19 protein-coding genes are annotated in these 26,008 nt (G+C 56.9%); 5 read left to right on the forward strand and 14 right to left on the reverse strand.

All coding sequences use genetic code 11. The features are described from left to right. Window positions 1-49: 49 nt before the first annotated feature. From NHH03_RS15935 to NHH03_RS15970, 8 genes are all read right to left on the reverse strand, one after another. A complete protein-coding gene (locus NHH03_RS15935; RefSeq protein WP_253157909.1) occupies window positions 50-826 on the reverse strand; it encodes a thioredoxin family protein in 777 nt (258 codons plus the stop codon). Window positions 827-981: 155 nt separating this feature from the next. Continuing rightward, window positions 982-2,313 carry a multiheme c-type cytochrome gene (locus NHH03_RS28195; RefSeq protein ID WP_253157910.1) on the reverse strand — a complete coding sequence of 444 codons (1,332 nt, stop codon included), beginning with the start codon at window positions 2,311-2,313 and terminating at the stop codon, window positions 982-984. 14 nt (window positions 2,314-2,327) lie between these two features. Then, window positions 2,328-3,050, reverse strand: coding sequence for a DUF4159 domain-containing protein (locus NHH03_RS15945; RefSeq protein WP_253157912.1), 723 nt, complete (start codon window positions 3,048-3,050; stop codon window positions 2,328-2,330). Further along, window positions 3,047-5,857: a hypothetical protein gene (locus tag NHH03_RS15950; RefSeq protein WP_253157914.1), complete on the reverse strand. Its 2,811-nt coding sequence runs from the start codon at window positions 5,855-5,857 to the stop codon at window positions 3,047-3,049. The genes NHH03_RS15945 and NHH03_RS15950 overlap by 4 nt, the downstream gene beginning before the upstream one ends. Window positions 5,858-5,896: 39 nt before the next feature. Then, window positions 5,897-8,149, reverse strand: coding sequence for a vWA domain-containing protein (locus tag NHH03_RS15955; RefSeq protein WP_253157916.1), 2,253 nt, complete (start codon window positions 8,147-8,149; stop codon window positions 5,897-5,899). Continuing rightward, window positions 8,146-10,233: a vWA domain-containing protein gene (locus NHH03_RS15960; RefSeq protein WP_253157918.1), complete on the reverse strand. Its 2,088-nt coding sequence runs from the start codon at window positions 10,231-10,233 to the stop codon at window positions 8,146-8,148. Before NHH03_RS15960 ends, NHH03_RS15955 begins: the two co-directional genes overlap by 4 nt. After that, window positions 10,234-11,151: a DUF58 domain-containing protein gene (locus NHH03_RS15965; protein ID WP_253157919.1), complete on the reverse strand. Its 918-nt coding sequence runs from the start codon at window positions 11,149-11,151 to the stop codon at window positions 10,234-10,236. Between the two features lie 22 nt (window positions 11,152-11,173). After that, window positions 11,174-12,208 (reverse strand): AAA family ATPase, encoded by a 1,035-nt coding sequence (locus NHH03_RS15970; RefSeq protein WP_253157921.1) that lies wholly within the window; start codon window positions 12,206-12,208, stop codon window positions 11,174-11,176. Window positions 12,209-12,687: 479 nt separating this feature from the next. On the opposite strand from NHH03_RS15970, the gene NHH03_RS15975 reads away from it, so the two are divergent. The 4 genes from NHH03_RS15975 (at window position 12,688) to NHH03_RS15990 (ending at window position 17,203) form a co-directional block, all read left to right on the forward strand. Next, on the forward strand, window positions 12,688-14,616 hold the full coding sequence (locus NHH03_RS15975; protein ID WP_253157922.1) for an SHD1 domain-containing protein: 1,929 nt from the start codon (window positions 12,688-12,690) through the stop codon (window positions 14,614-14,616). 149 nt (window positions 14,617-14,765) lie between these two features. Beyond that, window positions 14,766-15,890: a hypothetical protein gene (locus tag NHH03_RS15980; protein ID WP_253157923.1), complete on the forward strand. Its 1,125-nt coding sequence runs from the start codon at window positions 14,766-14,768 to the stop codon at window positions 15,888-15,890. Between the two features lie 636 nt (window positions 15,891-16,526). Beyond that, on the forward strand, window positions 16,527-16,928 hold the full coding sequence (locus tag NHH03_RS15985; protein WP_253157924.1) for an HU family DNA-binding protein: 402 nt from the start codon (window positions 16,527-16,529) through the stop codon (window positions 16,926-16,928). Window positions 16,929-16,984: 56 nt separating this feature from the next. After that, window positions 16,985-17,203 carry a hypothetical protein gene (locus tag NHH03_RS15990; protein ID WP_253157926.1) on the forward strand — a complete coding sequence of 73 codons (219 nt, stop codon included), beginning with the start codon at window positions 16,985-16,987 and terminating at the stop codon, window positions 17,201-17,203. 8 nt (window positions 17,204-17,211) lie between these two features. Here NHH03_RS15990 and larC read toward each other — a convergent pair whose 3' ends face one another. Beyond that, complete coding sequence (gene larC, locus NHH03_RS15995) at window positions 17,212-18,408, reverse strand: nickel pincer cofactor biosynthesis protein LarC (RefSeq protein WP_390895574.1); 1,197 nt, start codon at window positions 18,406-18,408, stop codon at window positions 17,212-17,214. Window positions 18,409-18,610: 202 nt separating this feature from the next. On the opposite strand from larC, the gene ykgO reads away from it, so the two are divergent. Beyond that, window positions 18,611-18,763, forward strand: a complete 153-nt coding sequence (gene ykgO / locus NHH03_RS16000; RefSeq protein WP_094417406.1) for a type B 50S ribosomal protein L36 — start codon at window positions 18,611-18,613, stop codon at window positions 18,761-18,763. A gap of 223 nt (window positions 18,764-18,986) precedes the next feature. Here ykgO and NHH03_RS16005 read toward each other — a convergent pair whose 3' ends face one another. From NHH03_RS16005 to NHH03_RS16025, 5 genes are all read right to left on the reverse strand, one after another. Continuing rightward, window positions 18,987-20,192, reverse strand: coding sequence for a hypothetical protein (locus NHH03_RS16005; RefSeq protein ID WP_253157930.1), 1,206 nt, complete (start codon window positions 20,190-20,192; stop codon window positions 18,987-18,989). Window positions 20,193-20,281: 89 nt separating this feature from the next. Further along, entirely contained in the window at window positions 20,282-22,084 is a 1,803-nt protein-coding gene (locus NHH03_RS16010; RefSeq protein WP_253157932.1) for an arylsulfatase, read from the reverse strand. 448 nt (window positions 22,085-22,532) lie between these two features. Next, window positions 22,533-23,366 carry a glycosyltransferase family 2 protein gene (locus NHH03_RS16015; RefSeq protein ID WP_253157933.1) on the reverse strand — a complete coding sequence of 278 codons (834 nt, stop codon included), beginning with the start codon at window positions 23,364-23,366 and terminating at the stop codon, window positions 22,533-22,535. A gap of 6 nt (window positions 23,367-23,372) precedes the next feature. After that, entirely contained in the window at window positions 23,373-24,944 is a 1,572-nt protein-coding gene (locus NHH03_RS16020) for an ArnT family glycosyltransferase (protein ID WP_253157935.1), read from the reverse strand. Beyond that, entirely contained in the window at window positions 24,941-26,008 is a 1,068-nt protein-coding gene (locus NHH03_RS16025) for an NAD-dependent epimerase/dehydratase family protein (protein WP_253157937.1), read from the reverse strand. The genes NHH03_RS16020 and NHH03_RS16025 overlap by 4 nt, the downstream gene beginning before the upstream one ends.

Genomic DNA, 26,008 nt, shown 5'->3' on the forward strand with positions numbered 1-26,008 from the left:
GCATAAGCGCAACTTCAATACTGACGCGTCGGGCTATGTTTCACCTGGACTACTTGGCAAAGGTTGTTTGTTGCCATTGAGTGAGTTCGGCGATCGTTTTGGCGTCGATTGAACCGGGGATCCAAGGATCCAGTCCCTCGACGGGGGCTTGCCAACGTTTGAGTAGTTGCAGAGCAGACAGTTGATTGGCCAGTCGCTCCGATGCCAACAGCTGCACCGTCTGCGGCGCACAGCGCTGTGGGATCTTGGATAGCCGATCGATGATGATCCGCCGAGACGTGACGTCGCGTGTTGCTAAAAACCCAATCAATTCGTCGACTTGTTCGTCGCTAAATTCTGTGGGTGACATCGCCAACAATTTCGGAACGTTGTGTTTGACGGCGTCGATGTTTTCACCCAACCATTGCTGCAGCGATTTCTGGTCCATGTAGCCGTCGTGCGAAAACGCAATGATGCCGTCTTGAGACAGCAGCCGTAGCGATGGCAATCCGCTGGCACGCAATTCACGTGCATCGGCAGCTTGATCGTCGGCGTCGATCTTTGCCAGCACCCAGTGTTTGGCGATTGCGTCCACGGCGTTTTGATCAAATTCCTGTTCCATCTTTTTACAGAACACGCACCACGGCGCTCCGACGATCACAAAGATCGGTTGATCCGCTTCACCAGCCGCCGTGATGGCATCGTCCAACGTGTGATTCCACACAGACGATGACTCAATCGCAACGGCACCGTCTTGCACGTCATCGCTGGCAGCTGTCTGGTCCGGATCAGCCGGTGCGTCCTGACCGGCAACCAGCTGGATCTGCAAGTTCGCGAGCAACACCATCAGTATCAATCGCCTGACAGTCTGCAGCAGTGGCCGCGAAGGAATTTGGGACAGTCTGGCGAAGGGATGACGGTTCATGGAAATGCCGATTTCAAATGTTGGAGGAGTTTCTCGTTCCGCAGCAAGAAGCTTTCTGTCGATCACATGACCAACCGTCAGTCTGCTGCTGTTTGGATCAGCGGAGCACTGGGATCTTTGCCGTGCAGGATCTTGGACCAATAGATGTCATAATTGAATTCAGGGCTGTTCTCGTGATCATGGCAACTGATGCATTGCTCTTTGGCGACAAATGGCGTTTTGATCCTCGGGTCGGCAACATGATTGGCCGATGGACCGTGACAGTTTTCACAGCCGACGTTTTGCCGTGATTCGGACGTTGCGATGTTGACGAACCCATCCTGGATGCCATAGCCGGTCGTGTGACAGCGTTGGCAAGCGGGATCGACTTGCGCGCCGGTCAATTGCAGCGATGACCAAGCGTGTGAGTGCTTGGATTTGTGCCACAGCGCATCGTCGACTTGGTGACATGATCGACAAGTCTCGTTCCCGGCAATGGTCGGCTGGTCCGTGGTCACAATCCGACGTGCAACAAAGTGGGTGTCGGTGGGGGCAAAATCATGGCGTCCTAGCGTTGCATAAAACGCTTGCACATTTTCTTCTTGGCGTTCCGAAAGCGCAATTTCACTACTGACCTCGACAACCTGGGCGTCCACTTGATGTCCAGGACGGAGTTTCATCTGCAGCAAGAACTTTCCCTTGTTAGTGCTGCTACTGACCAGCACATGGCCGACCATTGCCGGCGGCACGACCTGTCCGGTTGGCCCTCCAATCACCGCATCAACGTCCGGCAGTTTCTGCGCCAACGCTTTCAGTTTGGACTGATCCATGTAGGCCAAAACGATCACGCGGTCGGCGGTGATCCGTGGCAACTGGGAAACGATGCTCTGGTAGGGATCGCCGGCTGTCAACGGATCCGCGACGAGTTCCGGATCAATGACGCCGATGACGGCAACCGTTTGCCCCCCGCGCTCGATCGATCTGTAGGGCGGAGCGAGCGACTGGCCGGATTCATCTCGCAAATTGGCACTGATCAACGGAAGTTTTGATTCGGACTGCAAGCGTTTTAGGTCGCTGGCCGCAAAATGTGACTCGGGCCCACCTAGGTTGAATGCGTCTAACTGCATGGTCTGTTGACCACGCAAAATGGCTTGCAGTTTGACCCAGTCATAGCGAGAGTGATTTGCGACGGCACCCCCGACGTCCAAGACCAAGACAGGGCCGCGGGCGGCAGCTTGGGTGATCAACGTGTCCCGCCGAGAAAGGCCGCCGGACTGGTTGGACGTGCAGCCGCAGGGAGTGATCCAGCCCGCGGTGTCACCACTGATGAACACCGTCAACGGTTGGGGTTGCGGACTGCGATCACAGCCTGCAGCGAACAGCAGCAGGCCAAGACAGACGATGATCCGAGAGGAGTTGAATGCCGACACGGCGCTATGATCGATTAGTGCAACAGCGAATAGACCAACACGTTGACGTTCACCATTTCCGAGTTGGTGATTTCGTTCCCGCCACAACAACAGCAGCCTTCGGTGTGCGAGGTGTCGTTCAATCCGTCTTGACTGTACAGCACCCCCAATCGATTGCCGAAATGGATGCCTTCGAGCGGTTTGATCGCGGCGTTCTTGGCGGTCAGTCGTTCGATGTCATAGACGGTGTGAAAAATCAAGTGTTCCATCGTTAGCGGTTCCATTTTAATTTCCGCAAAGGCCTTGCTCATTTCTCGGCGAAACGACGCGTCCCATTCGGTCGACGAACATCCCGCCGACGCCAACAAGAATCCGCCTTTTTCGATGAACGTTCGCAGGTTCTTGCGCTCCGATTCCGTCAGCGTGAACTTTCCTTCACCGGTCATGATCAACAAGGGAAAGTGATAGATCTCACTGGATTCCAATTTGACCGTGTGCAGGCGACGACTGGTTGTGATCGCCGAGTCGGTTTCGGCGCGGGTCAAAAAGTGATCCGAAAAACATTCACTGGTCTTGTCGGTCGCGTAGATCAACTGGGCGACTTGCACCGTGCCTTCAGATTCTCCACCAATCTGCGCGGGATCGGCAATCACGTTGGTTGCGGCAATCCCCGACACATTGTCTTGGGCAATCAGGTGCGTTGACGTGATCGTGATCATCACGATGCTCAACGCAACGCTCGTAAATCGCTTCATCATAGGTCTCCTAGTTCTTCGGCGATGCCACGAAAGTAGTCTGACACTTGTTTACGATACGGTGCCGGCACGACCGCTGCGCCATCACCTCGGGCGCTGGCCGCTGCCGGGGCAACCGTTCCAGCTTGGTTCGATTTCGCCGTCCCGCCTTGTTCAAACGTGGAAAATCCGCCATCGGACTTGTCACCGTTGCCACGTCGCGGTTTCGACTCTACGGTGGGCAAGCCGCCGTAGAGTCCAATGTTTTCCATGGTGTTTTGCGGCATCGCATAGCCTCCGCCCGGTGCCATTGCTGGTCCCATACCGGGTTTCATCCCGCTTTGCCCCTCGCCCAACCCCATTTGGCGGAGTAACTGTTCAATGGAATTGCCGGGTTTGGGGGAACCGGCGGACGGGTTGAAAGAAGCGTTACAATTCTTGCACGCTTGGTCGCCCATCGAACTGCACTGACCCAAAAAGCTCTCCAAGATCTGGGCTGCCTGCGCCGCGGCGGTCGACGCTTCACCGGGCTGGTCGTCCAGCAATCCCTGCTGGGTTTGGGTCATCGCCGGGTCCGCCTGGCTGGCGCGAACTTGGCTGACAAACTCACTGGCCGTTTGCCGCAATGGATCCAGTTCGGGATCTGCCGGTAGTTGATCGACATGCGATTGAATGTCTTCCAATAATTGGCTGAGGGCGACCTGCATCTGTTGTTGCTCGCGCCGCAGTTCATCGGCGCGACGTTTCGCGGCGGGATCATGCGCATCGGCTGATTCGAGCGCGTCCAGACGTTCTGCCAGGCTCCGTTGACGGCGGGTCAGTTGGACGTAGCGTTGTTGGTCAGCCGCCAGCGGCAGAATCTTGCTCATCCGCTCGGTCGGATTCATCGCTGATGTCTGATGCTGTTGCTTCGTTTGATCGATTTGCTGCAGGATTTCGTCGAGCTCCTGTCGCTGCTGTTCGGACAGCTTGCCATCGGGCTGAGTCTGTTGTTGCAGTTGCTTCATTCGTTCGGCCAGCTGATCCAGTTTGTCGGCCATCTGTTTCAGCTGTTCATTTAACCCGCGGTCTAAATCGACCGGCAGTTCAACGTCGGCAGCCTGACGCAATGATTTAGCGGCATCAGCGGTTGCCTGCTGTACCGCTGCCAGGTCTTTCTCGGCTGATTTCATTTTCTCTTGCAAGCCCGCCAGCAGTCGTTGGGCCTGTCGCTGTTTACTGAGCACTGCTTCCATGCCACGCCGTGAAAGTTCCAGTTCCGCCAATTGTTCTCGCGAGATGATTCGCACCGTTGCAACCGGACTCTCTGCGCCTTTGACCCCCGAGGGGTCATTGTCTTCGACACGGGCAAACAACGTGATCTCGTCACCGGGCTGCAAACCATAGGCCGACAGGGGAAGCGATGTCGTGGTCCGCGCGGAGGCATCGTCTGAAACCAATTCCATCGTTGTGCCGATTTCCGGTGACTGATTCAAACCGCGAAACAATTCGATTCTCGAGATCCCGTAGTCATCTTCGGCGACCACCACGATCGGCAATTCAATGTCGGGTGTAGCCAGCGAGATCGGTTTGGGTTCCAGCATCCGCACCACCGGTTTCTGGTCCTCCAAGACGGTGATCGTGCCTTCAACCGACTCACCCGATGGCGTTCCATCAACATCGACCAGTGACATCGAAAAGTGTCCGCTGCGCGAGATCAAGAACTCGCCTTGTACGGATTGGTTGCTGTTTTCGCTTTGTTCGGTCGGCACCGAAAGTGTGACAGACTCGTTTGCGTCGCCATACTGCAATCGCAATTGTCCCGATGCCAGTGGCCGGTTGCTGGTCATCGCGACTTGCACTTTGGTCCCCTCCAGACCGACCAATCCACGCTCCGGGATCGGTCCTTCATAGCGAGCCCGTCGGGTGTAGGTCGGGGGCGTCACGATGCAATTGGCCGAAGTGATTTGTGGAGTCATGCGGATCCCTAGGCGGTGGGACTCGCTGCGGGTTTGACGAGCGCGAACGAAATAGTCCGCCGGCTGGGTGAGACGCGTCAAATAGGTCCGCCACTGGCGATCGGTTTCAGCCAACAACGGCAACGTTTCTTGGGATTGATCGTCGTAGCGAAGCACCAATTCCAAATCGTCCACCAACGGTCCATCGATCGTGGCAGTGACTTCTAAATCAGCGCCGAACAACACCTCGGTGTCTCCCGGTTGGACCGATAGCGAAGTCGGTGAATAGGGCAACTGCGATTCCATGGGGATCAGAATTCGCTGCGCCTGGGTCCAAGCCATTCTGGGCACGATCAATGCCACCAATGCAATGGCAGCGATTGCAATCATCGCTTTGACCCACCACTGTTTTGCCGGCGCCGCTGAAACGACTTCGACGGCATCCACTCTCTGACAAACCTGTTCGGCTTGCCGCGCCGCCAGAGCCGAAAGCGCTTGTGAAAACGGATTCACGTTTTCGCCTGCTCCGGTGGCATCGTCCGCCGAGCGGTGCAGCAAATCGTAGCCCGCCATGACTTTGCCATTGGCCTGGCTGACTTCGTCGATCTGACGTGTGATTTCTTGATCCGATCGAGCCGCTCGACTGTGGCGCATCAGCAGAATGATCGTTGCGATGGCCCCCAGTCCGGCTGCCGGCAACACCAATCGACGGACAGCAACTGGTAACGGAAATGTCAGATCGACCCACATTCCGGCGACCAAGCAAACCAGCACCAACAAGAATCCGATTGCCAGCGCCGTCAACAATCCGACCAGCAGCGCGCGCTGACGGATCGGATGCAACGCCATCGCGTAACGAACCTTTGTCCGCTCCAAATCGTCGCTGGTGCTCATGGCTTTCGGTTCCGGTGGGTCATCTCAAATCAAAATCTGTTAGATCAATCCGCTTTGGCGCCGTGCTATCCAGCATACCGTCCAGCCGGCCAAGACACTCAGTAAAACCCAGCTGCGATCCCACAGCGGAATCTTTCGATTGCGTTCGGGGCGACTGTGCCGCAGATGTTGCTGGTGATCGCTGGCGACAGTGCCGATCTGGTCAGGCGGCAGCACTTTTCCACCGCTGCGTTCGGAGATTTGCCGCATCAGCCCCGGTCGCGAGTCGACTTGCAAGCGTTCGAACCAGGGGTCGCGGACGTCAAATTCGGTCACCAATCCATCTGCCGTCTGCCCATTTTCGGCGGGCGATTGCAAGGTCGCGACGTAGTGACCGGGCGGCAGCGGACCAAAATTCAATCGAAAGACACCCGGCTGGTCGGCTTGAGCAACCGGTGCGGCGCGACGCGGCAATTCCAGATCGCCGCCTTCGACCAAACAATCCGGGACCTCCGTTCGCTCTTGATCGCTGACCAACACGGTCCCAGTGACATCGTCACCGGTCACATAGTTCAGCCGGTCGCTGCGCAGCGCCAATTGTTGCCCCGGCAACAAATCCTGCTGCGAGATCAACCACTGCATCAATCCTTGCCATAGCCCGGCGTACACTTTTTCTGCATCGGCTTGATCGGGCGGCAAGAACGCCCAACGCCACATCCCGGCGCCTTCGACAACCACGCTTTGCCCACTGCCGAACGGTTGGTGCGATACGATCGGCACCGTTTGGCCGCTGTCGTCCAGCACACTTTGCACCAACACCTGGGGCAAGCCGAGTGTGGTTTTGGGTTTAGATGCGATTGCCAGACTCGGCAGCGCAGTGATCGGATCAATGCCAGCGGAATCCTCGCCGACCAAGGCGGCCGATCGCCCCAGCGATGTCAACTGGCCGCGGGCATGGACTTCGCCGACGCCATTCCATCGCACCGGCAACAATTGACTGAGCCGCCGCTCAATTTGGCTGGTCGGTTCCCCGCGTGCACAGACAAGTGCTCCACCGTCAAAGCTGATCCAATGTCGCAACCGCTCGATCGATTCATCATCCAAGAATACTTCGATGGATCGGCCCAACACGATCACACGGTACTGTTTCAGTTTTTGGGGGTCATTCCAGTCGCTGGTATTCGAATCAACGATTTGCCAAACGGAATTTGGTTGGTCTGGCGTGTCGATCGGGTCTGCACCCATCGAGGCCAAATCGGTGCGGCGCATCAATCGGTCGTCGCGAATCCGAATTAAACTGGTCAATTCGATCGACGGATCGGCGGCCAGGTTGGCCGCCAGAAATTTGGTGTCCCAGTACGGCTTCCCCTCCAACAACAGCACGCCAATGGGTTCATCAATCACCTGCAATTGTAAACTGGCCGTGTTGTCCGCCGCGGTGACTTCACCGTCCAGTGCATCGACCGTGGCGACATAGCGATACAGCCCCGCGGTGTCCGGACGCAGTTCAAATTGAACCTCGGTCGGCCCATCCGGTTGAAGCCGCACACGTTTTGCCGCGATGGACTGGCCATCGTCGTACAGCCCGACGGTGACCAATCGGCCACCGAAACCGCGCCCCGACAATTGCAAATTGACGGCGACGCTGCGATCGGGAAACGTCATCAATTGTGGGTTCCGAGCGGAGATCGCTAGATTTGATGCACCGATGCTGCCGCCAAAGACACTGGTGTAAATTGGCACGTCGACGGCACGAGCGGCGTCGGCGGTGGCAGTCACCGACAACGCCGATCCGACATTGTGCGCCCCGTCACTTAGCAATGCGATTGCGTGTCCCTGTGGTCGACCAACGGCGATCGCTTGGCGCAGCACGGCCGCCAAATTCGTGTTGCTGCCGTCCGGTTCGGTTTGCCCCTCATCGAGCTTCAGCGTCCGAGTGACCTGCCCGAAACGAACGATGCTGACGTCGTATTTTTCGCCAGCGCTGGAGCGCACTTGCTCGGCCGCCTGCAACGCCTGCTTCCAGCGTGTTTGGTCATCGCAATCGTCGACCAGCATGCTCTGCGTTGCGTCGACCAAGACCGTGATCAGCGGTTTTCCGCTGGGGGGAACAATCGGTTCCACCCAAGTCGGATTCAGTAGCATCACCAGTGGTGCGGCAAGTGCAAACGCCATCATCGCCAACAAGATCGTTCGACGCAGCGCCGTTAGTCCAGTGTCGCGCGCCAGCGCGTACCACAGCCAACCGGCCAGCGCCGCGACCACCAACGCGACCCACAAACTCCACGGGATCTGGGGTTCAAACACAATCATGTGCGAAAGATCCTGAGCGTGCAGATTTCGCAAACCAGTCCCAGCACACAGGCAACCAGCAACCAATTCCACCAACGATCTTTATTCTCACGCTGGTCACCAGTGTCACGAAATCCGATCCGATCTTTCGATTGGCCTTGAGCGATCAGACTGCCCGATTGCAGCGAGCTCAAGTCACTTTCGCTGGCCGGCGTGGTCACAGCCACCTTGAATCGCGGTCGACCGTCCAAGACGGCTTCGTAAACGCCACGTTCCGGTGGCGCCGCCCAATTCCAAACCATTCCTGAACCGGAGGCTTCCCAGGATCCGTAGCCGCTGGCGATCGTCGGCCAATCTTCGTCCGGCCGCGCGACGATGTCGTCTTCAATGCTGATGTCGCTGGGCAATAAACGAACCATCGGCAATCCGCAGGTCGTTTCGCTACCGCTGCCCCCGGCAGGCAAAACAGATCCAACCAGTTCGCCAACGAGCGGCAAAAACGCCGGTTGGACCGCCAGATTGGATTGCTCCAAATCCGCATTGACGATCGCCAGCCGTCCGCCACCGCAATCGGTCATCGTCAACCACGCACTTTGATCGGTCAACGAACCGAGGATTCGATCCTGCAGCGACTGGTCGGTTAGTTCCGTTGCCAACCCACCGCCAAAACGCAGCGGCGCCAGCGCCAGATCCAACGCATCGCCGAACACTTCAAAGGGGCGTTCCCGGCGGCTGATTTCCGCAATGGCCAGATCCCGTCGTGGTCGCCCACGAGCCGGCGGGACGAACCGCACCGGCATCTGCATCCCGGCCCCCAGTTCCTGTTGCAGCCCACTCAGATTCACGCCGTCGGCCAATTCAGAAACGAAATAGATCATCCCCGTGCCACGCCGCATCAAGTCGGCCAAACGTTTCAGCAACCCGCGTTCGAGTCGGCCGGGATGATCCAGCACCAGGGCGTCGGCCGAGCGAGCACGGTCCAGACTAAATTTTTGCGGAGACATTCTCGCGTCTGCGAGATCACCACTGATTTGTTGAATCGCTCGCGTCAGATAATAACTCGACGATGGTCTGGCTTGCGGGTTCTGGCCGGACAACAAAATGACCTTCGCCGCCGGAGAAACTTCGATCGCCAAGGGGCGGATATCATCGGCGGGCAAATCGTCTGCGGCGGAATCCAATTCGACGCTTCCGGACTGCCAGCCCGTCGATGCAATTTCGACTGGAAATGTGACCGTCGACTGCCCCGGCGGCAATGTTTTTTCGATGGTTTTGTTCAATTGGCCTAGCTTTAAACGACAACGAATCGGCCGTTCCAGAGCGCTGAAATTTCCCAGTTCGACTTCGCATTGAAATGGCTCGCCGGCGGAAATTCGGTCCGGCGTTCGCACCGCCAATACCGCCAAGTTGTCGGGCCCGGTAAGCGCGACCGATTCCAATTGAATTTTGGTGTCCGACGGCAGCGCATCGAAACGGACGGCACCCCAGTCACTGCGTTGAAAGTCACTGATGACGACCAGTTCACGCTTCATCTGATCGTCGGTCTCGCCCAACCACACCGCCGCCTGATTGATCGCCGCCATCGCATCAGCCGACTGAGGCAGCGTGGCGACGTTGCGGATGGATTGCCGGAGTGCGGAGAAATTGGACGATAGTTGTTGAAAGACGACTTCGGGTCGCGCCGCTGCGAACACCACGCCAACGACCAAGTCCTGGTCGGACGAGATGTATTTGTCAGCGATGCTGCGGGCGCGTTCCAGCGGCTGACGACCGCCGCGTCCGGCAGCCATACTCTGACTGACATCGACGATCAAGACACGGGCGACGTTGATTTGTGAATTGCTGGTGTCGATCACGACATCTCGCCGCATCATCGGTCTTGCGATCGCCAATGCGATCAACGCAATCGCCAACATTCGCAGAAGCAAAACCAGTAGATCACGCAATCGATGTCGGCTGCGGCGTTGCCGGATCGCCTCATGCACAAACCAGATCGTCGACAGCGGCAGCGGTGTTGGGCGAGGTTTTGTCAGCCAATGAACCACCAGCGGCAGGCTAAGCCCCACGGCACCGATCAAAATCGCCAGCGGATTTAAGAAACTCATTTATCCCCGCCTGGGAACGAGGAACTGGCGGACCGCATCCAAATAAGGTGTCGCAGTGCTAAATCGGCGATAGTCGCAACCGGCGCCCAACAATCCGTCGCGGACATGAGCACAATGCTGACTGAATCGTTGTTGGTAGACATTGCGGATGTCGCCCGGACGGCAATCGACGTTTGGCTCCCCTTCCATGCCACTGAATCGAAACGCCACCCCCTTTGGCAACACTTCTTCGTCGGGGTGCACGAGATGCACCGCAATTGTCTCCCAGCCTCGGGCGCGAAACTTGCGCATCCCCCGCAGCACATCATCCAGCGGTTGCACCAAAAAGTCACTGATCACCATCATCACCCCACGACGGCGCATCCTTAGAAAACTATCGTCCAATGATTCGCCTAACTGGGTGCGTCCTGATGCCACCAACCCGGCGATCTCGTGCTGCAGGATTCGGATCTGACGTGGCGCGGCGGCCGGCGCGATAAATTGCAGACCATGCTCGGCCGCAACGGACATTCCGACTTGGTCACGCCCGAGTGCGATCAGGTGTGTCATCGCGGTGGCAAAGTATTTCGTCCACTCCAATTTTGAACCCCGGTCATCAAACTTTGATCGCGCGCCAAAGTACATTGAACCACTGGCATCGATCGTCAACAGACAGGACAGATTGGTTTCGTCTTGATACAGCCGTACATAGGCGCGACCGGTGCGTCCCATGGCCGGCCAATCCAGACGCCGCAGGTCATCACCCGGAGAATATTCGCGAGAATCGATGTATTGGCCCGCGCCGCCTTGGCGACGCGCGACGTGTCGACCACTGAACGTGCCCTCGATCCGGCGCTTGGTCGAAAACCGCATCGTTTCCAGCCCCAGCATCGAGGCGGTGTCCAAGTAATGTGACGTTTCGCTTTTTTGAGACGACATCGTGGTCCGGATCGTTGACGTGCTAGGCGCTGGTCTGCCACCAAGTGCGATTGGTTAGACACAGTTTCAACAGGTCGTCGATGATTTGGTCGCTACTGACGCCATCACCGAGGGCGCGGTGATTGATGATCAAGCGGTGTCGCAAGACCGGTAACGCAACCGCCACGACATCCTTGACGGTTGGTGCGGGACGTTCGTCCATGATGGCCCGAGCCTTGGCGGCCATCACCAAGTTTTGTGAACCGCGCGGCCCGGCACCGTACGACAGATACGCTTTGGCCGGCTCCGCAGCGCGGGGGTCGTGCGGACGACTACAACCGCACAGCGCCACGGCAAAGTCCACCACGTGATCGGGAACCGGAATCTGTTGAATGATTTTTCGCAGCGCCAGAAACTCCTCTGCCGACATGTCTCCCGATGCCAGCGTTAAATCCGCCGAGGTCGTTTTCATCACGATCTCACGTTCCTGTGTTGGCGATGGATAGCCGACATGGATCTCCATCATGAATCGATCCAATTGAGCTTCCGGCAACGGGTAGGTGCCTTCCTGTTCAATCGGATTCTGTGTGGCAACGACCAAGAACGGTGGCTCAAGCGGATAGGTTTGACCGCCGACGGTGACATGTCGCTCCCCCATTGCTTCGAGCAATGCCGACTGCGTTTTCGGAGCGGCCCGGTTGATTTCGTCCGCCAAGATCAAATTGGCAAACACCGGCCCGGGGCGGAACACCATCTCGGGGCCGCCGTCGGCATTTCGTCCCAGCAATTCATAACCGGTGATGTCGGTCGGCATCAGATCCGGTGTGAACTGGATCCGTGAATACTTCCACCCAAACGCCTGCGCCATGGCTTTGACCATCAGCGTTTTGGCCAGCCCGGGGGCACCGACCAGCAACGCGTGGGAACCGGTCAGTGCGCACAGCATCAATTGGTCCAAGGTGTCGCTTTGGCCGACAACGGTTTGCTCCAGCCAGCCGCGGATGCGAGCCACCGAGTCCGAAAAACGGGCGATTTCCTGTTCCGCAGTTTCATTCGGTGATGATTCCGACTCACTCACATCGCACCTCAGATCGTTCAGGTTGCCGAAAGGGACCCCTGGTTTGAAAGGGCCTTTGTCTGTCGCAACAGGGCGCGGAATTTTGAACCACACCACCACTACTTGCTAAGCCTAAACGATTTTCCCCGCCGCTGAGCACATGGGAGGTTTCTCCGACTGAAAAATTGACCTGACCTTGCAAACACTGAACGGTGATTTCGCCGGGCGCAGTGTGCTCGGCAACCTGCGCGTGCTCGGCAACCTGCTTTCCTGCCGGCAGCACTAGACGGACCGCTTGCATCGCATCGGTTTTGAAGATGGTGTAAGTTTTGGTGCTGGCGATCTGGTCGCACAGTGGTCTGAGGTCGATGACTTCGGCAGGTTTGGCGTGATGGATGGCTAGAGACAGAACTCTCCGTTCTTGAGTGATTGAATCTTGTTTCAAAACGGAACAGTATAATTTCCTTCTCGTTTTCTCATCGTTCCTCAGGTCCGTTGCAATGATCAAAGTAACAATAGAGTCGCTTCTCGTTCTGATTGTCGTCAACTGCTGCGCGTGCTTGGCCGCAACGCCCTCCTATTCCCAAGAATCCACTCGTGAGTGGACGGACTCTACCGGTCGTTTCAAGATCACCGGTACTCTCTTGGAGGTCAGCGACGGAAACGCGATGATCAAGAATACTGACGGTAAAACGATTCGCATCCCGATCACTCGACTCAGCAAGCCTGATCAAGAGTTTTTGAACGGCGGCGAGAATCCATTTCAAATGGTCGAAAGTGAATCGCCGACCACTGAATCCGCCGGCAGCCCATCGGCGTCAGGTGCCGGAGTGGATGCGGCGCTTTGGGCGACGCCTAAACCAGTCAACTGGGACGACGCCAATCAGTTCAGTTCGCTGGCTGGCGTGCAATGGCAAGTCCCCGATACGGATGGCAGCTTGGGATTCGAACCCAAACGAGCAGCGCTGCCGAAAAAGTCGACGTTTCACGAGAATCTGCAACCGCTGGCGATCAATGTCAAATCCAGACGGGCCGCGGTCGGCAATACGGTTTCCTTCGGTGTTCCCAAACCACAAAGCCGATTGTCGCTCGTCGACCTCGTCACAGGAAAATCAATCCACAGCAACCCGGTGGAAGGACACATGCGGCCGCTGGCGTTGCTCGACAATGGCAGCTCCGTTTTGATGGTGGGGTGCGGTGACCAGCGGAGTGGTTATGAAACGAAAAGCGAGTTGCAACTGTGGCGATTTGACGGCAAAACGATTGTGCGTTCGGCAAGTTGGACTCCCTATCCGAATGACAAAGACCGCGGACGTGCCGACGCCGAGGTGTACGCCGCCGAAGTGCTCGACGGTAGCCGTGTGCTGACAATCAGCGACAAGGGGCACCTCGTTCTGTGGGATCTGTCCAATCGCAAGCCGATTTGGCACGCCCGGTTGAGCGAACGTAATTTTGCGATGAAATTGTCAGTCGACCGCAGCTTATTGGCTTTGTTCGACGAGAAAACACTGATGGTGTTGAACCCCGAAACAGCCGAGATCCTCGGAAGCACTGCGCTGGCTGCCAACACACCAACGGGATGGTGCCGGGTAGCTTGGAGCCCGAGCGGCAACCGAATCTTGTTGACGTCGATTGCAGACATTCGCGTCATGGATATCAAGACAGGGCAATGGTCGTTCGAATTCAGTTTGCCGGGAGGCCCCGTCGCGACGGACGCACTGAGCTATCCCGATGAACGATTCGCGCTGCTGAACAACCGATTGTTGGTGGATCTGGAGAGCAAGATCCAGGTCTGTGAGTACAGCGGAGCGTCGCAAATTGAATCGATCGGTGGAATGTCTTTCATCGCGGTCCAAACCAATGCTGGTGGCGTATTGGTGCCGGCCAAATTTCCACATCCCGCCGCCGAAGAAATCCTGGAGACGGCCCAGAAAGATCCCTCGCTGTTCCTGCTTCATCCGGGTGTCGCGGTTTCGATTGACGTCTCCGGCGTCAGTGGGCAGTATCAGCAGACTGCGAAGCAGGGACTCGAAAAGTCGGTGGCAGCCTCGGGGTATCAGCTCAAGGAATCCTCCCCCATTAAAATCGTGGCGTCGATCAGCGGTCCCAAACAGGAAGCGGTGAATTACATCGCGGCCGGTTCGTATATCGTCAACAAGTACACGTCGACCGTCAAACTGGAGTGGAACGGCAAAACTTTGTGGTCGACCGCTCGCAGCAACGTGCCGGGAATGTTGGTGACGAAACGGGGTCAAACGATGCAGGAAGCTCTCGACGAGGCGGGCAAGGCACCCAACACGTCGATGTTTGCCGGACTGGACTTTCCCGAATTCATGCAAGAGCCGAAGGAAAACCAGACGGCCGGAAATCGATCCAACGCTCTGATGTCGTCCCAGTTCACTCTGCAGGGACTCGTGGATTCCAAGTGATTGCCGCCGGTTTCGGCGAGGATGCAAACTGCTCTCTTCGTCGGTAGACGATACGCGAGCTGGGAAAAACTCTCTTTCGGTTGCTTCGACAATTTTGCTACCTGTGATTGCGTTGACGTTTATCAACTCGATCCGTGGGAAATCCTCCGATGCTCCGCCCCTCTCGCCGTACGTTCGTCACTATTTGCTCCGCAGCCGTTTTGGCCGGCGGTTCGTCGCAGATCGGCAGTGCCGCGCCCCCCAGTTTGCTACGGTTATTTGGTAAATCCAAGCCGATCGACCAAGCCGATTCGTTTGTTTTGAGCGAGGAAGACGGCCCTTGGTTGCTGTTGGCCACTACCTTTGTCGGTGCCGATGCCCAACAACGGGCCGAGCGGACGGCGATTGAAATTCGCAGCAAATTGCGATTGCCAGCGTTCATTTACGAAGAAGATTTTGATTTCACGGGCACCGCCGGACACGACAAAGCGAGTGGCCGAAGCGCCCGCTATGCCAATCCGCATCAATACCAAGCCTATGCTGTGCTGGTCGGCGAATACGACTCGGTCAACCACAACAATATCGACCGTGACCTGGAGCGTTTGAAAACGGCCGACTTGGACGTGTTTCGCGATCCCAAGGAAGTGGCTGCAGAATACAACACCGAAACGCCGGCCTCGATGATCAAGGCATTCGGCGAACAGTTGTTCAAAGAACGCAAGGGACACGGCCGCAATCCGCTCGCCGCCGCGTTTGTGACACGCAATCCGATGCTGCCCGATTCATTCTTTCAGCAGCCCGAAGTCGATTCGTTTGTGCAGCAACTTAACGAAGACAAATCCAACAGCCTGCTCCAGGCCGATGGAAAGTTTACGGTCGTTGTTCGCACTTTTGGTGCCTGTGGGACGATTATTGGTGCCAAAAACGAAGACAAATTTGAACCGAGTGCGAAACGCATGGACCAATTTGCTCGGCAAGCAGACAAAATGGTGCGTGCACTGCGCAAGCAGGGTGAAGAAGCGTATCAGTACCACGATCGCGACCGATCGGTGGTCACGATCGGCAGCTTTGAATCGCTCGGCCGCGAGCTACCCGACGGTGGATTCGAGTACGAACCTGAAATTCGCCGTGTGATGCAGCAATACAGTGCACTCAACGCGTCGCGCTCCTCGCGAGTCCCCGGTCGCCAAGGGGTCGCGGCAAACCACGTCGCCATGATTCCCTTCGACGTCCAACCGATGCCGATCGCGATTCCTAAACCTAGCAAGCGAAGCCTGTACAGCTCCCTTCGCTAGCCCACGGCAAGTGGCTGAAGGAGTCGATTGCAGTTGCATTTCGCGCGGTTCCGGTTTGGAACCCCGAGTTGCGGTTTACTCGCTCGGCTCGCAAGAGCTGGCTCTAGGCCAAGTTGTCCGGCGCCGTTGGAGTTCAACTTCTAGGTTGCCAAGCCCCTGTCCTCAATAGCGCCGCGCTGAAACCCAAGACGTTGGATCGGCGGAGCGATCCACGACGTTGATCGCCGGCGGGCCGCTGGCTTGGGCCTTAGGGGCGGCCGTGTTCTTTTAGCGTCCAATCTGACGCCGCTGTCTGACGCCACTGTGATTTGTCCGCCTGCCTGTGCCGCCTGCCCAGCGGGTGCTGTAGGGCAGCCAGCGATCCCTCTGCAGACTACCTTTTAAAACAATTTTGCCGGTTATGCGGAATGTTTCAAGTTGTCCGATGGAGGATGCCGATTGCTAACAACGTGAGAGGTCTACAGTGCCGTTTCGCAGTGCCAACCCCGGTTGCCCCTGCTGGCTTGACGACCAACTCCTGCGAACCTATGCTTCGACGTTTAAGTTGAAAGCTATCAATGGGTTACATCAACCGCCAACCCAGGCGTTGCCGCACCGGCAGCGTCTCAAAAGGCGGCGAGCCAGCAGGAGTCGGGAGTGACCAAGAAAGACATCGTGCGAACGATTTCTGACGAAGTGGGCCTCACACAACAGCAGACCAAAAAGATTGTCCAACGGACCTTTGATTCGATCATCGACACGCTCGTCAGAGAGGGGCGGATTGAACTAAGGAACTTTGGGGTCTTTGAAGTCAAACCGAGGGCCGCCCGTAGGGCACGCAACCCGCGGACAGGTGACGAGGTCATTGTGCCGGAAAAGCACGTGGTGACCTTCAAGCCTGGAAAGTACATGGAAGCGAGGGTCCAAGAGGCGGATTTAAGTGGGCAAACCGATGCGAAATCGGAATCCACTGCAGATGATGCCGAAGACATTCTCCCTGATTCAAACAACCACACCACACCTTCCACTAAAGTTTCGGGCCGCTGGGACGAGGACTAACACGCTTGTCACAGCAATCGCGAATCCAGAAGAAAACGTTCACGGAGGAACGTCTCATGCGTCGCTTGTTCCAAATCATGTTGCTCGCCGTTTGTGTCAGCAGCAGCGTCGGTTGCTTCGTCCCGATCTACTCGGCCCAACCCGAACGTCGTGTGCAACAGTTGCTGTACACGTCGGAAGACCTTCGATCGCTGGTTGGCGAGTGGGAGCGGTTTTGGTTCCTGGATTCGCCCAGCCACCTGACGCCGATCCGGACCCACGGCGGCATCATGTAATCGGGCGGTCAGCCCTCGGGCATCGCCCGGTCGGCAATCCGTTGAACGTCCGCGGTCGAAAGTTGGTGCTCCGATGCCAGCTTTCGTGCCTGGTCGTTTTCGATTTTCATTCGCTGCTGTCCATCGGGCAGATGCACGGTTTTGGCGGCAATCGGCCCCAGTCGAGTCGGCACGACGATCGACTCGCGTCGCAGCGTATCGCGATGGGCGAGATGGCGACGGATACCGATCGACGGTGTGTGCCGGAAAATCAAATCTTCCATCGTGGCAATTTGTTCCGGCCGCGTCATCACCGCCAGCACCACTCCGCTGCGCCCCTTCTTCATCATGCAGGGGGTTTGGGTGACATCCAGCGCCCCGGCTTCCATCAGTCGTGTCGTGCAATCGGCCAATTGCTCGCCGGTCGCATCGTCTAGATTGGTTTCCAGCACCGCCACCGTGTCGTGATCGGTGTGTTGATGCCCCGCTGCCGCTGAATCGCCGGTCCGCGACCCCAGCAACACTCGCAGCATATTGGCCTGTTCGGGCAAATCCATCGTCCCCGCGCCATAGCCGATTCGATCAATGGTCATCGCCGGCACGGGGCCAAATTCACTGCACAACTCCTTCAAAATCGCTGCCCCCGTTGGGGTGGTCAGCTCTGCGGCGATCGCGGTTGGGGCGATCGGGATGCCTCGCAAAATCTCAGCGGTGGCGGGCGCCGGTACAGCAACGTTGCCATGGGCAATTTTGATCGATCCGCAACCGGTCGGGACCGGCGATGCGGACGCAGACCGAATCCCCAAACGACAGATGCCGACCGCTGCCCCCACAATGTCAGCGATCGAATCAATCGCACCGACCTCGTGAAAATGCACTTTTTCAATGCTGGTTCCATGCACTTTGGCTTCGGCGACGGCCACATGCCCAAAAATCCGTTTGGCAAGTTCCTTGGCATCCGAATCGATCTGATCGGCCGCATCAATCATGTCGGTGATGTGGTGCAAGTGCCGGTGAGCATGTTCCGGTGGATGGTCGATTTGAACAGAAACCGCCCGAAACCCTGACTTTTTGACGTCTTGAGAGGTGATTGAAATCTTCGGCAACCCCAGCGAGCGGACCGCCTCCTGCAGCTCGGATGTCTCGACCCCCAAGTCGATCAGGGCGGCCAAAGTCATGTCGCCGCTGATCCCGCTGAAGCAGTCGAAGTACGCAAATCGTGTCATATTGGGGAAAATGGGGTAGCAGGTTTGAATAAACGTCATGATTCGGTCCAGAACAGCCGTTTGGCGTTGAAGACGCGCACGGGATCGCTATACTCTGCGACCCGAACAGCGAACCAAAATCGCCCGGATCCAAGGATAGGCCTTGGGGCGGATCAACAGATTAACAGCGCTCTTGCAGAGCGCCACCCGGTGAGAATTTCCGATGAAAGTTGTCAGCAGCATTGGCGCACTCAAGTATCGCCACCCCGACTGCCAAGTTGTTAAACGTCGTGGGCGGGTTTACGTGATTTGCAAAAGCAATCCTAAATTCAAAGTCCGCCAAGGCGGAGCAAAGGTCAAAAAGACGCGTCGCTAGGCTCGCCTCGCGACCTCACGAACCAAGCGAAAAATCGGCGACCCACCGGCCGCCGATTTTTTGATGCGCAGTTAGCAACGATTGGGGGACGAAGCACCGTTGGAGTTCAACCTTTAGGTTGCCAAGCACCAGTGCCGGACGCAGTCCGATTCGCGCGGACCGCTGAGCCATTCAAAGCATTGAATCGACGCAGCGATCCACGACAATCGCCCATCAGCTAAAACTATTGGACTTCGACCGCTTCGAACACGGCGATCTGGCCGTCGTTGCGTTTGCCGGCTTGGTTTTCACCGCCGTTTGGCCACGACAGCACCACTCCGAACAATTTGCCGTCACGCTCGACCGGACAAAATCCGTGCATGTGACGCATGTACTGCAAACCGCTGTACTCCGCCGGGACCAAGCGACCGACCGGTTTGCCGTCTTTCACGACCAGCACCGGCGCGACACCACTGGTGTCAGGCAGCGGGTTCAACAGTGGCAGGAACAGTTGCGATCCGTGGTGTGACAGGTTGCACGGATTGGAACGTTCGGGCAGTTCGATGTAATACTGTTTGTCGGCACCGGGCATACGAATCATAGATCCGGTATCGGTGTAGCCATAGATGCGCGCGTGTCCACGCGATGCAATTTCAACCACTTCTTTGTCATCGACCGAAATGACTTGCACTCCGTGAGCAGTGCTGAACGGGCCACCGGCATTGGTTTTGCCGCCCCAGGCCGGGCCACCCCATTGCCATTGGCCGTCAACATACTGTGCCGACAGGGCAAAGTCGCCTTGGGTGTATCCGATCACAACGACCAACGACTTGGCTTGGGGTAGATAGACCACGTCACAAGGCGTGAACTTTCCGCCGTCGGCAAAGTACTGATTGACAGTCGGATTGTTGAATTCGGTTCCCGCGGGAGTGGACAATCGCGAGACGATCTTGCCGCGCTCCGAAACCACGATTTCACCGGTATTGGTCGATGCAAACGCCCAGTAGGGTTTGCCATCCATCACAAAGCAATCCGCGCCGTGGGCATTCATCCCGCCGGCAAATGCTTCGTCTTGGTCGGCCACCAACGTCCATGCCGTCAGTTTGGGATCGAGTGTCACCAAGCCGTGCCCGCTGACCACGGTCACAATTTCGTTGGTGGTCAAATCCTGGTCCGCATTGTTGTGCAAGCCACCCTTGGCCGCCGCAACCATCGCCTCGGATTGTTTGCCCAGTTCGGCGCGATGCTCCCAGCGATACGTCTTTCCGTTGGCGACAAACGAGTTACCCGATTCTTTTTCCGATGCCATGAATACAAGTGTTTCCGTACTGGGGGCGGCGTGTGAGTGCGCGTGGCCGTGGTCATGCCCTTCGTGGGCTGAAACCAAGCTGAGCGTGGTTGATGAAACAATGCCGAATAGACCGGCGATCAAAAATCGTGAATAGCTCACGTTGAAAACTCCAGGTGGGAACATGCAGGGGGAAAGCGATCGCATCAGTATGACGGCAACCCACCAAGGCTGCCAGGACGTTCGGCGGTCTACTTCTTTTCCACATAGGCAAAATAGGAACCGAAAACCTCGCCGCTGTCGGTTTCAAATTGACCGGTCATCGTCGTCGTCGCAGGATCCAAATCGACCTGGAACACCACCTCCTTGGCTCCCGCCGGCACCTCGGCCGTTTTGGTCAATTCGCCGATCGTCAACGTTGCCCGTACAGCGGGGACGGCTTTGCCGGGTGTTTCCCGAAATGCGCGTTCGCCGGGGACGGGATCACCCGCTGGCAATTCGCTTGCGATCGGCTGATCGACTTCCAGTGGCCAGCGCCGCAAGCGAATCTCGTATTTCCCGGCGGCCGTGATTTTGACATTCCAGAATCCAGTGTTTGGGGCGCCGTTCATTGCCGCCCGCACTTGGCTTTGATTCCAAGGCGTCATTCGGGTGGTGATCCAGTCGTGGCTGGTTAGACGACTGGGGTTCTCAGCCGGATCGCCCAGGTGGATCGCGGTTGATTGGTCAAAGGTCGGCAGCAATTCAGCCCACCAATCTTCGTAGAATTGCGTCAGCCGTTGCACCACGGCCGGGTGCGATGCAGCGACGTCATGTTCTTGCCCCGGATCGGCGTCGATATCAAACAGCTCCTTTCCGTTGCATAGCCGCCAGCGATTCGTCATCACGGCCGAGCTTTTCCATTTGATCGGATCTTTGACACGCTGCGAATCGGTAACCAAAATCCGGTCGGGCCAATCGTTGGCGCGATCGAATAGCAGGGGTGAAATATCGACGCCATCAAACACAACGTCTTGGGGCGGTTCAATCTGGCACATCGAAATCAATGTCGGCAACACATCGACATAGCTTGTGATTGTCTCGACATCGCGACCGCCTCCCAGCTTGGCTGCCGGCCAACGGACAAAGAAAGGCACGCGGTGACCGCCGTCATAGTGACTGCCCTTTTTGCCACGCATTCCGGCATTGAACAACTTGTCGCCGGACGAGGTGCCATTGTCAGTGGTGTAAATGAAAATCGTGTTGTCGGTGATCTGAAGTTCGTCCAATAGATCTCGCAGCGCGCCGACATTTTCGTCGATGTTGGCAATCATCCCATAGAAATTTGCCAGGTTCGATTTTAGATCCGAATAGGGTTCGCTGTATTGGGGCGGACAATGCATCGGACCATGAGGCGCATTGGTCGCGATGTATGCCAAGAACGGTCGGCCAGCAGCATGTTGATCGCGGATGAACTGTTTGCCATAGTCAAAGAACACATCGGTGCAAAACCCTTCGACCGGTGTCAGTTGGCTGTTGTGCCAATAGGCACCATCAAAGTAGGCATTGTCCCAGTGATCGGGTGTCTGTCCCACTCCGCCGCCGCCATGTCGCATGACTTCGCTAAACCCGCGGTCTTCCGGGCGGTAGGGATAGTTGTCACCCAAATGCCACTTGCCAAACATCCCGGTGGCGTATCCGCCGGCGGAAAACACGTCTCCCATCGTGACCTCGTTTTCTCGCAACATTGATCGTCCCATGATCGTGTGCCAAACGCCGGTTCGATTGGTCCAATGCCCGGTCAAAAATGCACATCGTGTCGGTGAACAGGTCGGCGCGACGTGATAGTCCGATAGCCGAACCGATTCACGATACAAACGGTCCAACTGGGGTGTCTTGATTCGTGGATTCCCGTGACAGGACAAATCGCCATAACCCTGGTCGTCCGTGATCACAATCACCACGTTTGGCGGTGCTGATTGGGTCGGCGTCGATTGGGCAATGACAGTGTCATCGCACGCCACGGCAGCCAACCATACGGCAGCCAAGAATCGGAACCAGTGGGATAGTTGCATCTGGGGTGTCTCGCTATGTGTTGACCGACAGCGGTCGGAATTTGGCGGGCGGGGAGAGGAAACGGTGAAAGAAAATATGATACACGCATTGGGCGACCCCACGGGGACGCCAGATCTGGGATTCAACAACGGATTCGCGATGGGGCGTCAAAAGTATTACTGACGTTTGCATCAAGGAAAACAATCCAGTGAATGACATCGCTCCGCGATTGAGAGCCGGCGGGGAACACGGGTGATTGAGTCGCGGAGCGACGGGAGTCGATAGCCTGGTGGCGTCAGCCCCAGGCCTTGATCTATCCACGGGCGTGAGCGAGTGGATAGATCAAGGCTCCACAGGCCGGAGGCCGACACAGGAATTGCCGGTGGCGTCAGCCACCGGTCTGGAACCTTAACGAACCCCTCACGCAAAAACGCAACTTCAAAACGCGCCAATAGAGCGGCACGAAAGTTATTGTCGCGGCGTCGGAACGACCGCCGTTGATTCGACTTCGATCGCCGTGCCCAGTTCCCGCTGGCCTTCGGCGACCACGTCATCGGACATCAGCACCCGCTGGAAGAACAGCATCATCAGGGTACACAGATAGCGACGTCCCATCTCTCGCATCCGCAAATTGCTCGATCCCCAGGTGCGGCCTTCCCATTGGATCGGAATCTCTTTGATCCGATAACCACTGATCAGCGCACTCAATGACATCTCCAACGTGATGTTGAAGTGACAGGCGCGATAGGGACCACAGTGTTCAATCACATCACGGCGATAGGCTTTGAATGCATTGGTCAAATCATTCATTCGTGTCCAAAACATCCACTGGATGGCTTTGTTCACGATGCGATTGACCCACAGTTTGACCCGCGGATAGTGCTTGACACTGCTACCACGGATAAATCGCGATCCGAACACACAATCGTAGCCTTCGTGGATCGCTTCAAAATAGCGTTTGGCGTCAATCGGATGATCCGATCGATCCGCCATGTAGATCACCACCACTTCTCCACGCACAAACTGCAACCCGGATCTGATCGCTCGACCGAATCCGCCCGGCGGTTGACGGCGCACCAGGCGAATCGTTGGCCAGCGTGCCTTTCGCGACAGCACGACCGATTCGGTTTGGTCACTGCTGTTGTCATTGACCACGATCACTTCGGTATCGATCCCCGACTGGTCGACCAGCATCGTCATCAGTTCATCCAAACAAGGACCGATGTTCTCTTGCTCGTTGTACGCCGGGATCACGATCGACAACTGCGGTCGATGTTGCGGTGTCGGTAATTCAGAATTCATTGTTCGCTATTCCAGTCCCGCTGAACCGGGCGTTTGATCCAGCAACCGTTCGTCGGCCGGTCGGTAAAGATCGACAAAGCAATGTTGAGGGATCGATCGATCGCCGACCCGACGGACAAATTTGCCATCGTATTGTTCTGCCCAATTTGCATCGGCACCTTCCCAAGACAAAACCAAATACGAATAGTCGATCTTCCCAGCGCCCCAATAGTGCTCGCGTTCCTGGCACAATCGAGTCTCGCGCCCACTTAGATAGACGTCAAACACGTATGACAAATCCGCATAGAATACACCCTCGTTGGGCAATGCCTTTAGGACTTGATGGATGAAAGCCGGTGCATAAACATCCGGCTGTTTCCAATGTGCCAAATAGATCCAGGTCGTGCGTAAACCTGCCCCCGGCAACATCGCCAACAACGCCAGCGCAAACGTCGTGATTGCAACCGCTATCCTGACGCGATCAACGCCGTATTGCCGGAACCCCCAATGCAATCGTTTAATCCGATCCTCGATTCCGACGATGGTCAAGGCAACCACCCAAATAAACGGATACACCCAATACCCCTTCGTCGGGTGCATTCCCGCCACGGTCGCAGTCAAATAAACGCTGGACCACGCCAACGCGATCATTCCCATTTTTTCAGCGCGCTGCAGTGATCGACAGCGCCAAAACAATGCACTTCCCAGAAGCAATCCGCCGGCCATCAAACCGCATTGCAGCGGCCCAGCAAACTGCCACAACAATTCGGCATGGTGCAACAATGATGGGAACGGCCAAATCAGGCGTGCCGGCAGACCCGGGCCGGCACGATCGAGCACGTTGGCAAAAAACTGGCTGCGAAACTCATCGGGATACGCCACGATCAGCGGGATCCAGAACCCGATCACAGCAGCATTGCCAGCCACGAACAGCACCGCCCGTTTCAATTTTTCGATCAGTGATCCGCCACACAACAGCATGGCCAGCCCGCCCTGTATGGCAAACACCAACGCAAACGGATGGAACAGCCCTGCCAAACCCGATAGCGATCCACTGACCACTGCCAAGCGGTTGGAACCCTGTCGTCGCATCATTTCCCAGGCCGCTACGATCGCCAACCAGCCGGCAACCATGCATAACAAATCCGGCCGCGTTGTCAGTCCCGTGAACATTAACGGTCGCGATAAGGCAACGAGAGTCGCCGCAGCAGCGGCCGCAAAATCACTGCCGTGCAATCGCTTGACGACCCAAAACACGATCGCAATGGTCGTCAGTGCGGCGAGGAACAATGGAATGCGTGCGGTGGCATAGCCAGGCGGAAAGATCGCATAAAAGGGGGCCTGAACGTAAAACAGCCCCGGCGGCAACGCCATCAAACAGACATCGGCGTTTTCAAACAGAGTGTCACGATTACGAGTGGGCAGGTAAGGGATCCGCGGAATCCCCTCTTGCCAAACCGTCAGACCCGGAACCGCAAACCATTGCTCGTCCTGCATTCCCGGCTGATGAATCAACGTGGGCAACCGTAGCAATAGAAACAGCATCATCGGCAATCCCAAACCGATGACGGGCAACCATTTCAATCGCCTGGAAATCACGAGGACAGCTCCAGCCAGCTCGGGTTTTCATGGGCGAACTCCGCAATTTCATCCAGCACCTGCTCCGTCGTGCGCTGCGGTTTCCAATCCCACGCCGACCGCACAAGCGAACTGTCCAACACTATCCAGGGCAGGTCGAACGGCCGCTCGTCGGTGCTGCTAACGACCGGGTGGCTGCCGAATCTTGCATCACACCACTGCGTTAACTGCAACAGAGACATCGATGATTCCACCCCGCCACTGACATTGGCAACGATTGGTTTGTCACGATCGATCCCGGCGATCATCTGGCGTCGAACCAGGCTGGCCAGATCGTCTGGATGCAGACAGTCGCGAACCTGAAATCCAGTGCCGCGACTACCGATGTAGCGCAGCGCTTGTTTGGCCCGGTGGGAATGAATCCAAAAACTGAAGATGCCTTGATCCGCACGACCGAATTGGCCGGCTCCGGCCAGGACTCCACAGCGATTGATTCGGACCGGGAATTCAAAGGCGTTTCCATATTCGATCGCCATCGTTTCCGATGCCAATTTGGTGGCGCCATAGAGTGACACCGGTGGCGTGGTCGAAAACGACTCGGCAATGCCCGCGTCGCTAATACCGGTGGGCAACGCTTTGTCGTTTGCCAAATCGAAACGCCGATCACCTTCGACCAACGGCAATCGGGACAATGGATCGATCGAATAGACACGACTGGTGCTTAAAAGAATCAGTCCCGCCTTGGTTCGCCGGCAATACTCCAACAGATTCAACGTACCGCCCAGATTGTGTTCGACCAGTTGCCGTGAAGATCCATAGCCACTGGTTCCTGCTAGCACGCTGGGCAGCGCGGCACAGTCGACGACCCAATCGACATCCGGAAGTGTTTCAAAGTCGGACGCCGCGCGCAAGTCGGCATGGATCAACGGCTGGCACAATTGGCCCATCGCTGCGCGATTGATTTGGCTGCCGTCGCGGCATAGGTTGTCGATGCCGACGATTTGGACGCCGTCGATCGACTCTTTCAATCGCCGCGCAATTAAACTGCCGACAAAGCCACAGGCTCCAGTGATCAGGACTTTCAA

Origin of the sequence: Stieleria tagensis, from assembly GCF_024129865.1 — a bacterium.
Lineage (GTDB): Bacteria > Planctomycetota > Planctomycetia > Pirellulales > Pirellulaceae > Stieleria > Stieleria tagensis.

What these genes read in the sequence shown, in the direction of transcription:
- NHH03_RS15935 (WP_253157909.1), bottom strand. Translation starts at nt 826, where the DNA reads ATGGTGTTGCTCGCGAACTTGCAGATCCAGCTGGTTGCCGGTCAGGAC.
- NHH03_RS15945 (WP_253157912.1), bottom strand. Translation starts at nt 3,050, where the DNA reads ATGATGAAGCGATTTACGAGCGTTGCGTTGAGCATCGTGATGATCACG.
- NHH03_RS15950 (WP_253157914.1), bottom strand. Translation starts at nt 5,857, where the DNA reads ATGAGCACCAGCGACGATTTGGAGCGGACAAAGGTTCGTTACGCGATG.
- NHH03_RS15955 (WP_253157916.1), bottom strand. Translation starts at nt 8,149, where the DNA reads ATGATTGTGTTTGAACCCCAGATCCCGTGGAGTTTGTGGGTCGCGTTG.
- NHH03_RS15960 (WP_253157918.1), bottom strand. Translation starts at nt 10,233, where the DNA reads ATGAGTTTCTTAAATCCGCTGGCGATTTTGATCGGTGCCGTGGGGCTT.
- NHH03_RS15965 (WP_253157919.1), bottom strand. Translation starts at nt 11,151, where the DNA reads ATGTCGTCTCAAAAAAGCGAAACGTCACATTACTTGGACACCGCCTCG.
- NHH03_RS15975 (WP_253157922.1), top strand. Translation starts at nt 12,688, where the DNA reads ATGATCAAAGTAACAATAGAGTCGCTTCTCGTTCTGATTGTCGTCAAC.
- NHH03_RS15980 (WP_253157923.1), top strand. Translation starts at nt 14,766, where the DNA reads ATGCTCCGCCCCTCTCGCCGTACGTTCGTCACTATTTGCTCCGCAGCC.
- NHH03_RS15990 (WP_253157926.1), top strand. Translation starts at nt 16,985, where the DNA reads ATGCGTCGCTTGTTCCAAATCATGTTGCTCGCCGTTTGTGTCAGCAGC.
- larC (WP_390895574.1), bottom strand. Translation starts at nt 18,408, where the DNA reads ATGACACGATTTGCGTACTTCGACTGCTTCAGCGGGATCAGCGGCGAC.
- ykgO (WP_094417406.1), top strand. Translation starts at nt 18,611, where the DNA reads ATGAAAGTTGTCAGCAGCATTGGCGCACTCAAGTATCGCCACCCCGAC.
- NHH03_RS16010 (WP_253157932.1), bottom strand. Translation starts at nt 22,084, where the DNA reads ATGCAACTATCCCACTGGTTCCGATTCTTGGCTGCCGTATGGTTGGCT.
- NHH03_RS16015 (WP_253157933.1), bottom strand. Translation starts at nt 23,366, where the DNA reads ATGAATTCTGAATTACCGACACCGCAACATCGACCGCAGTTGTCGATC.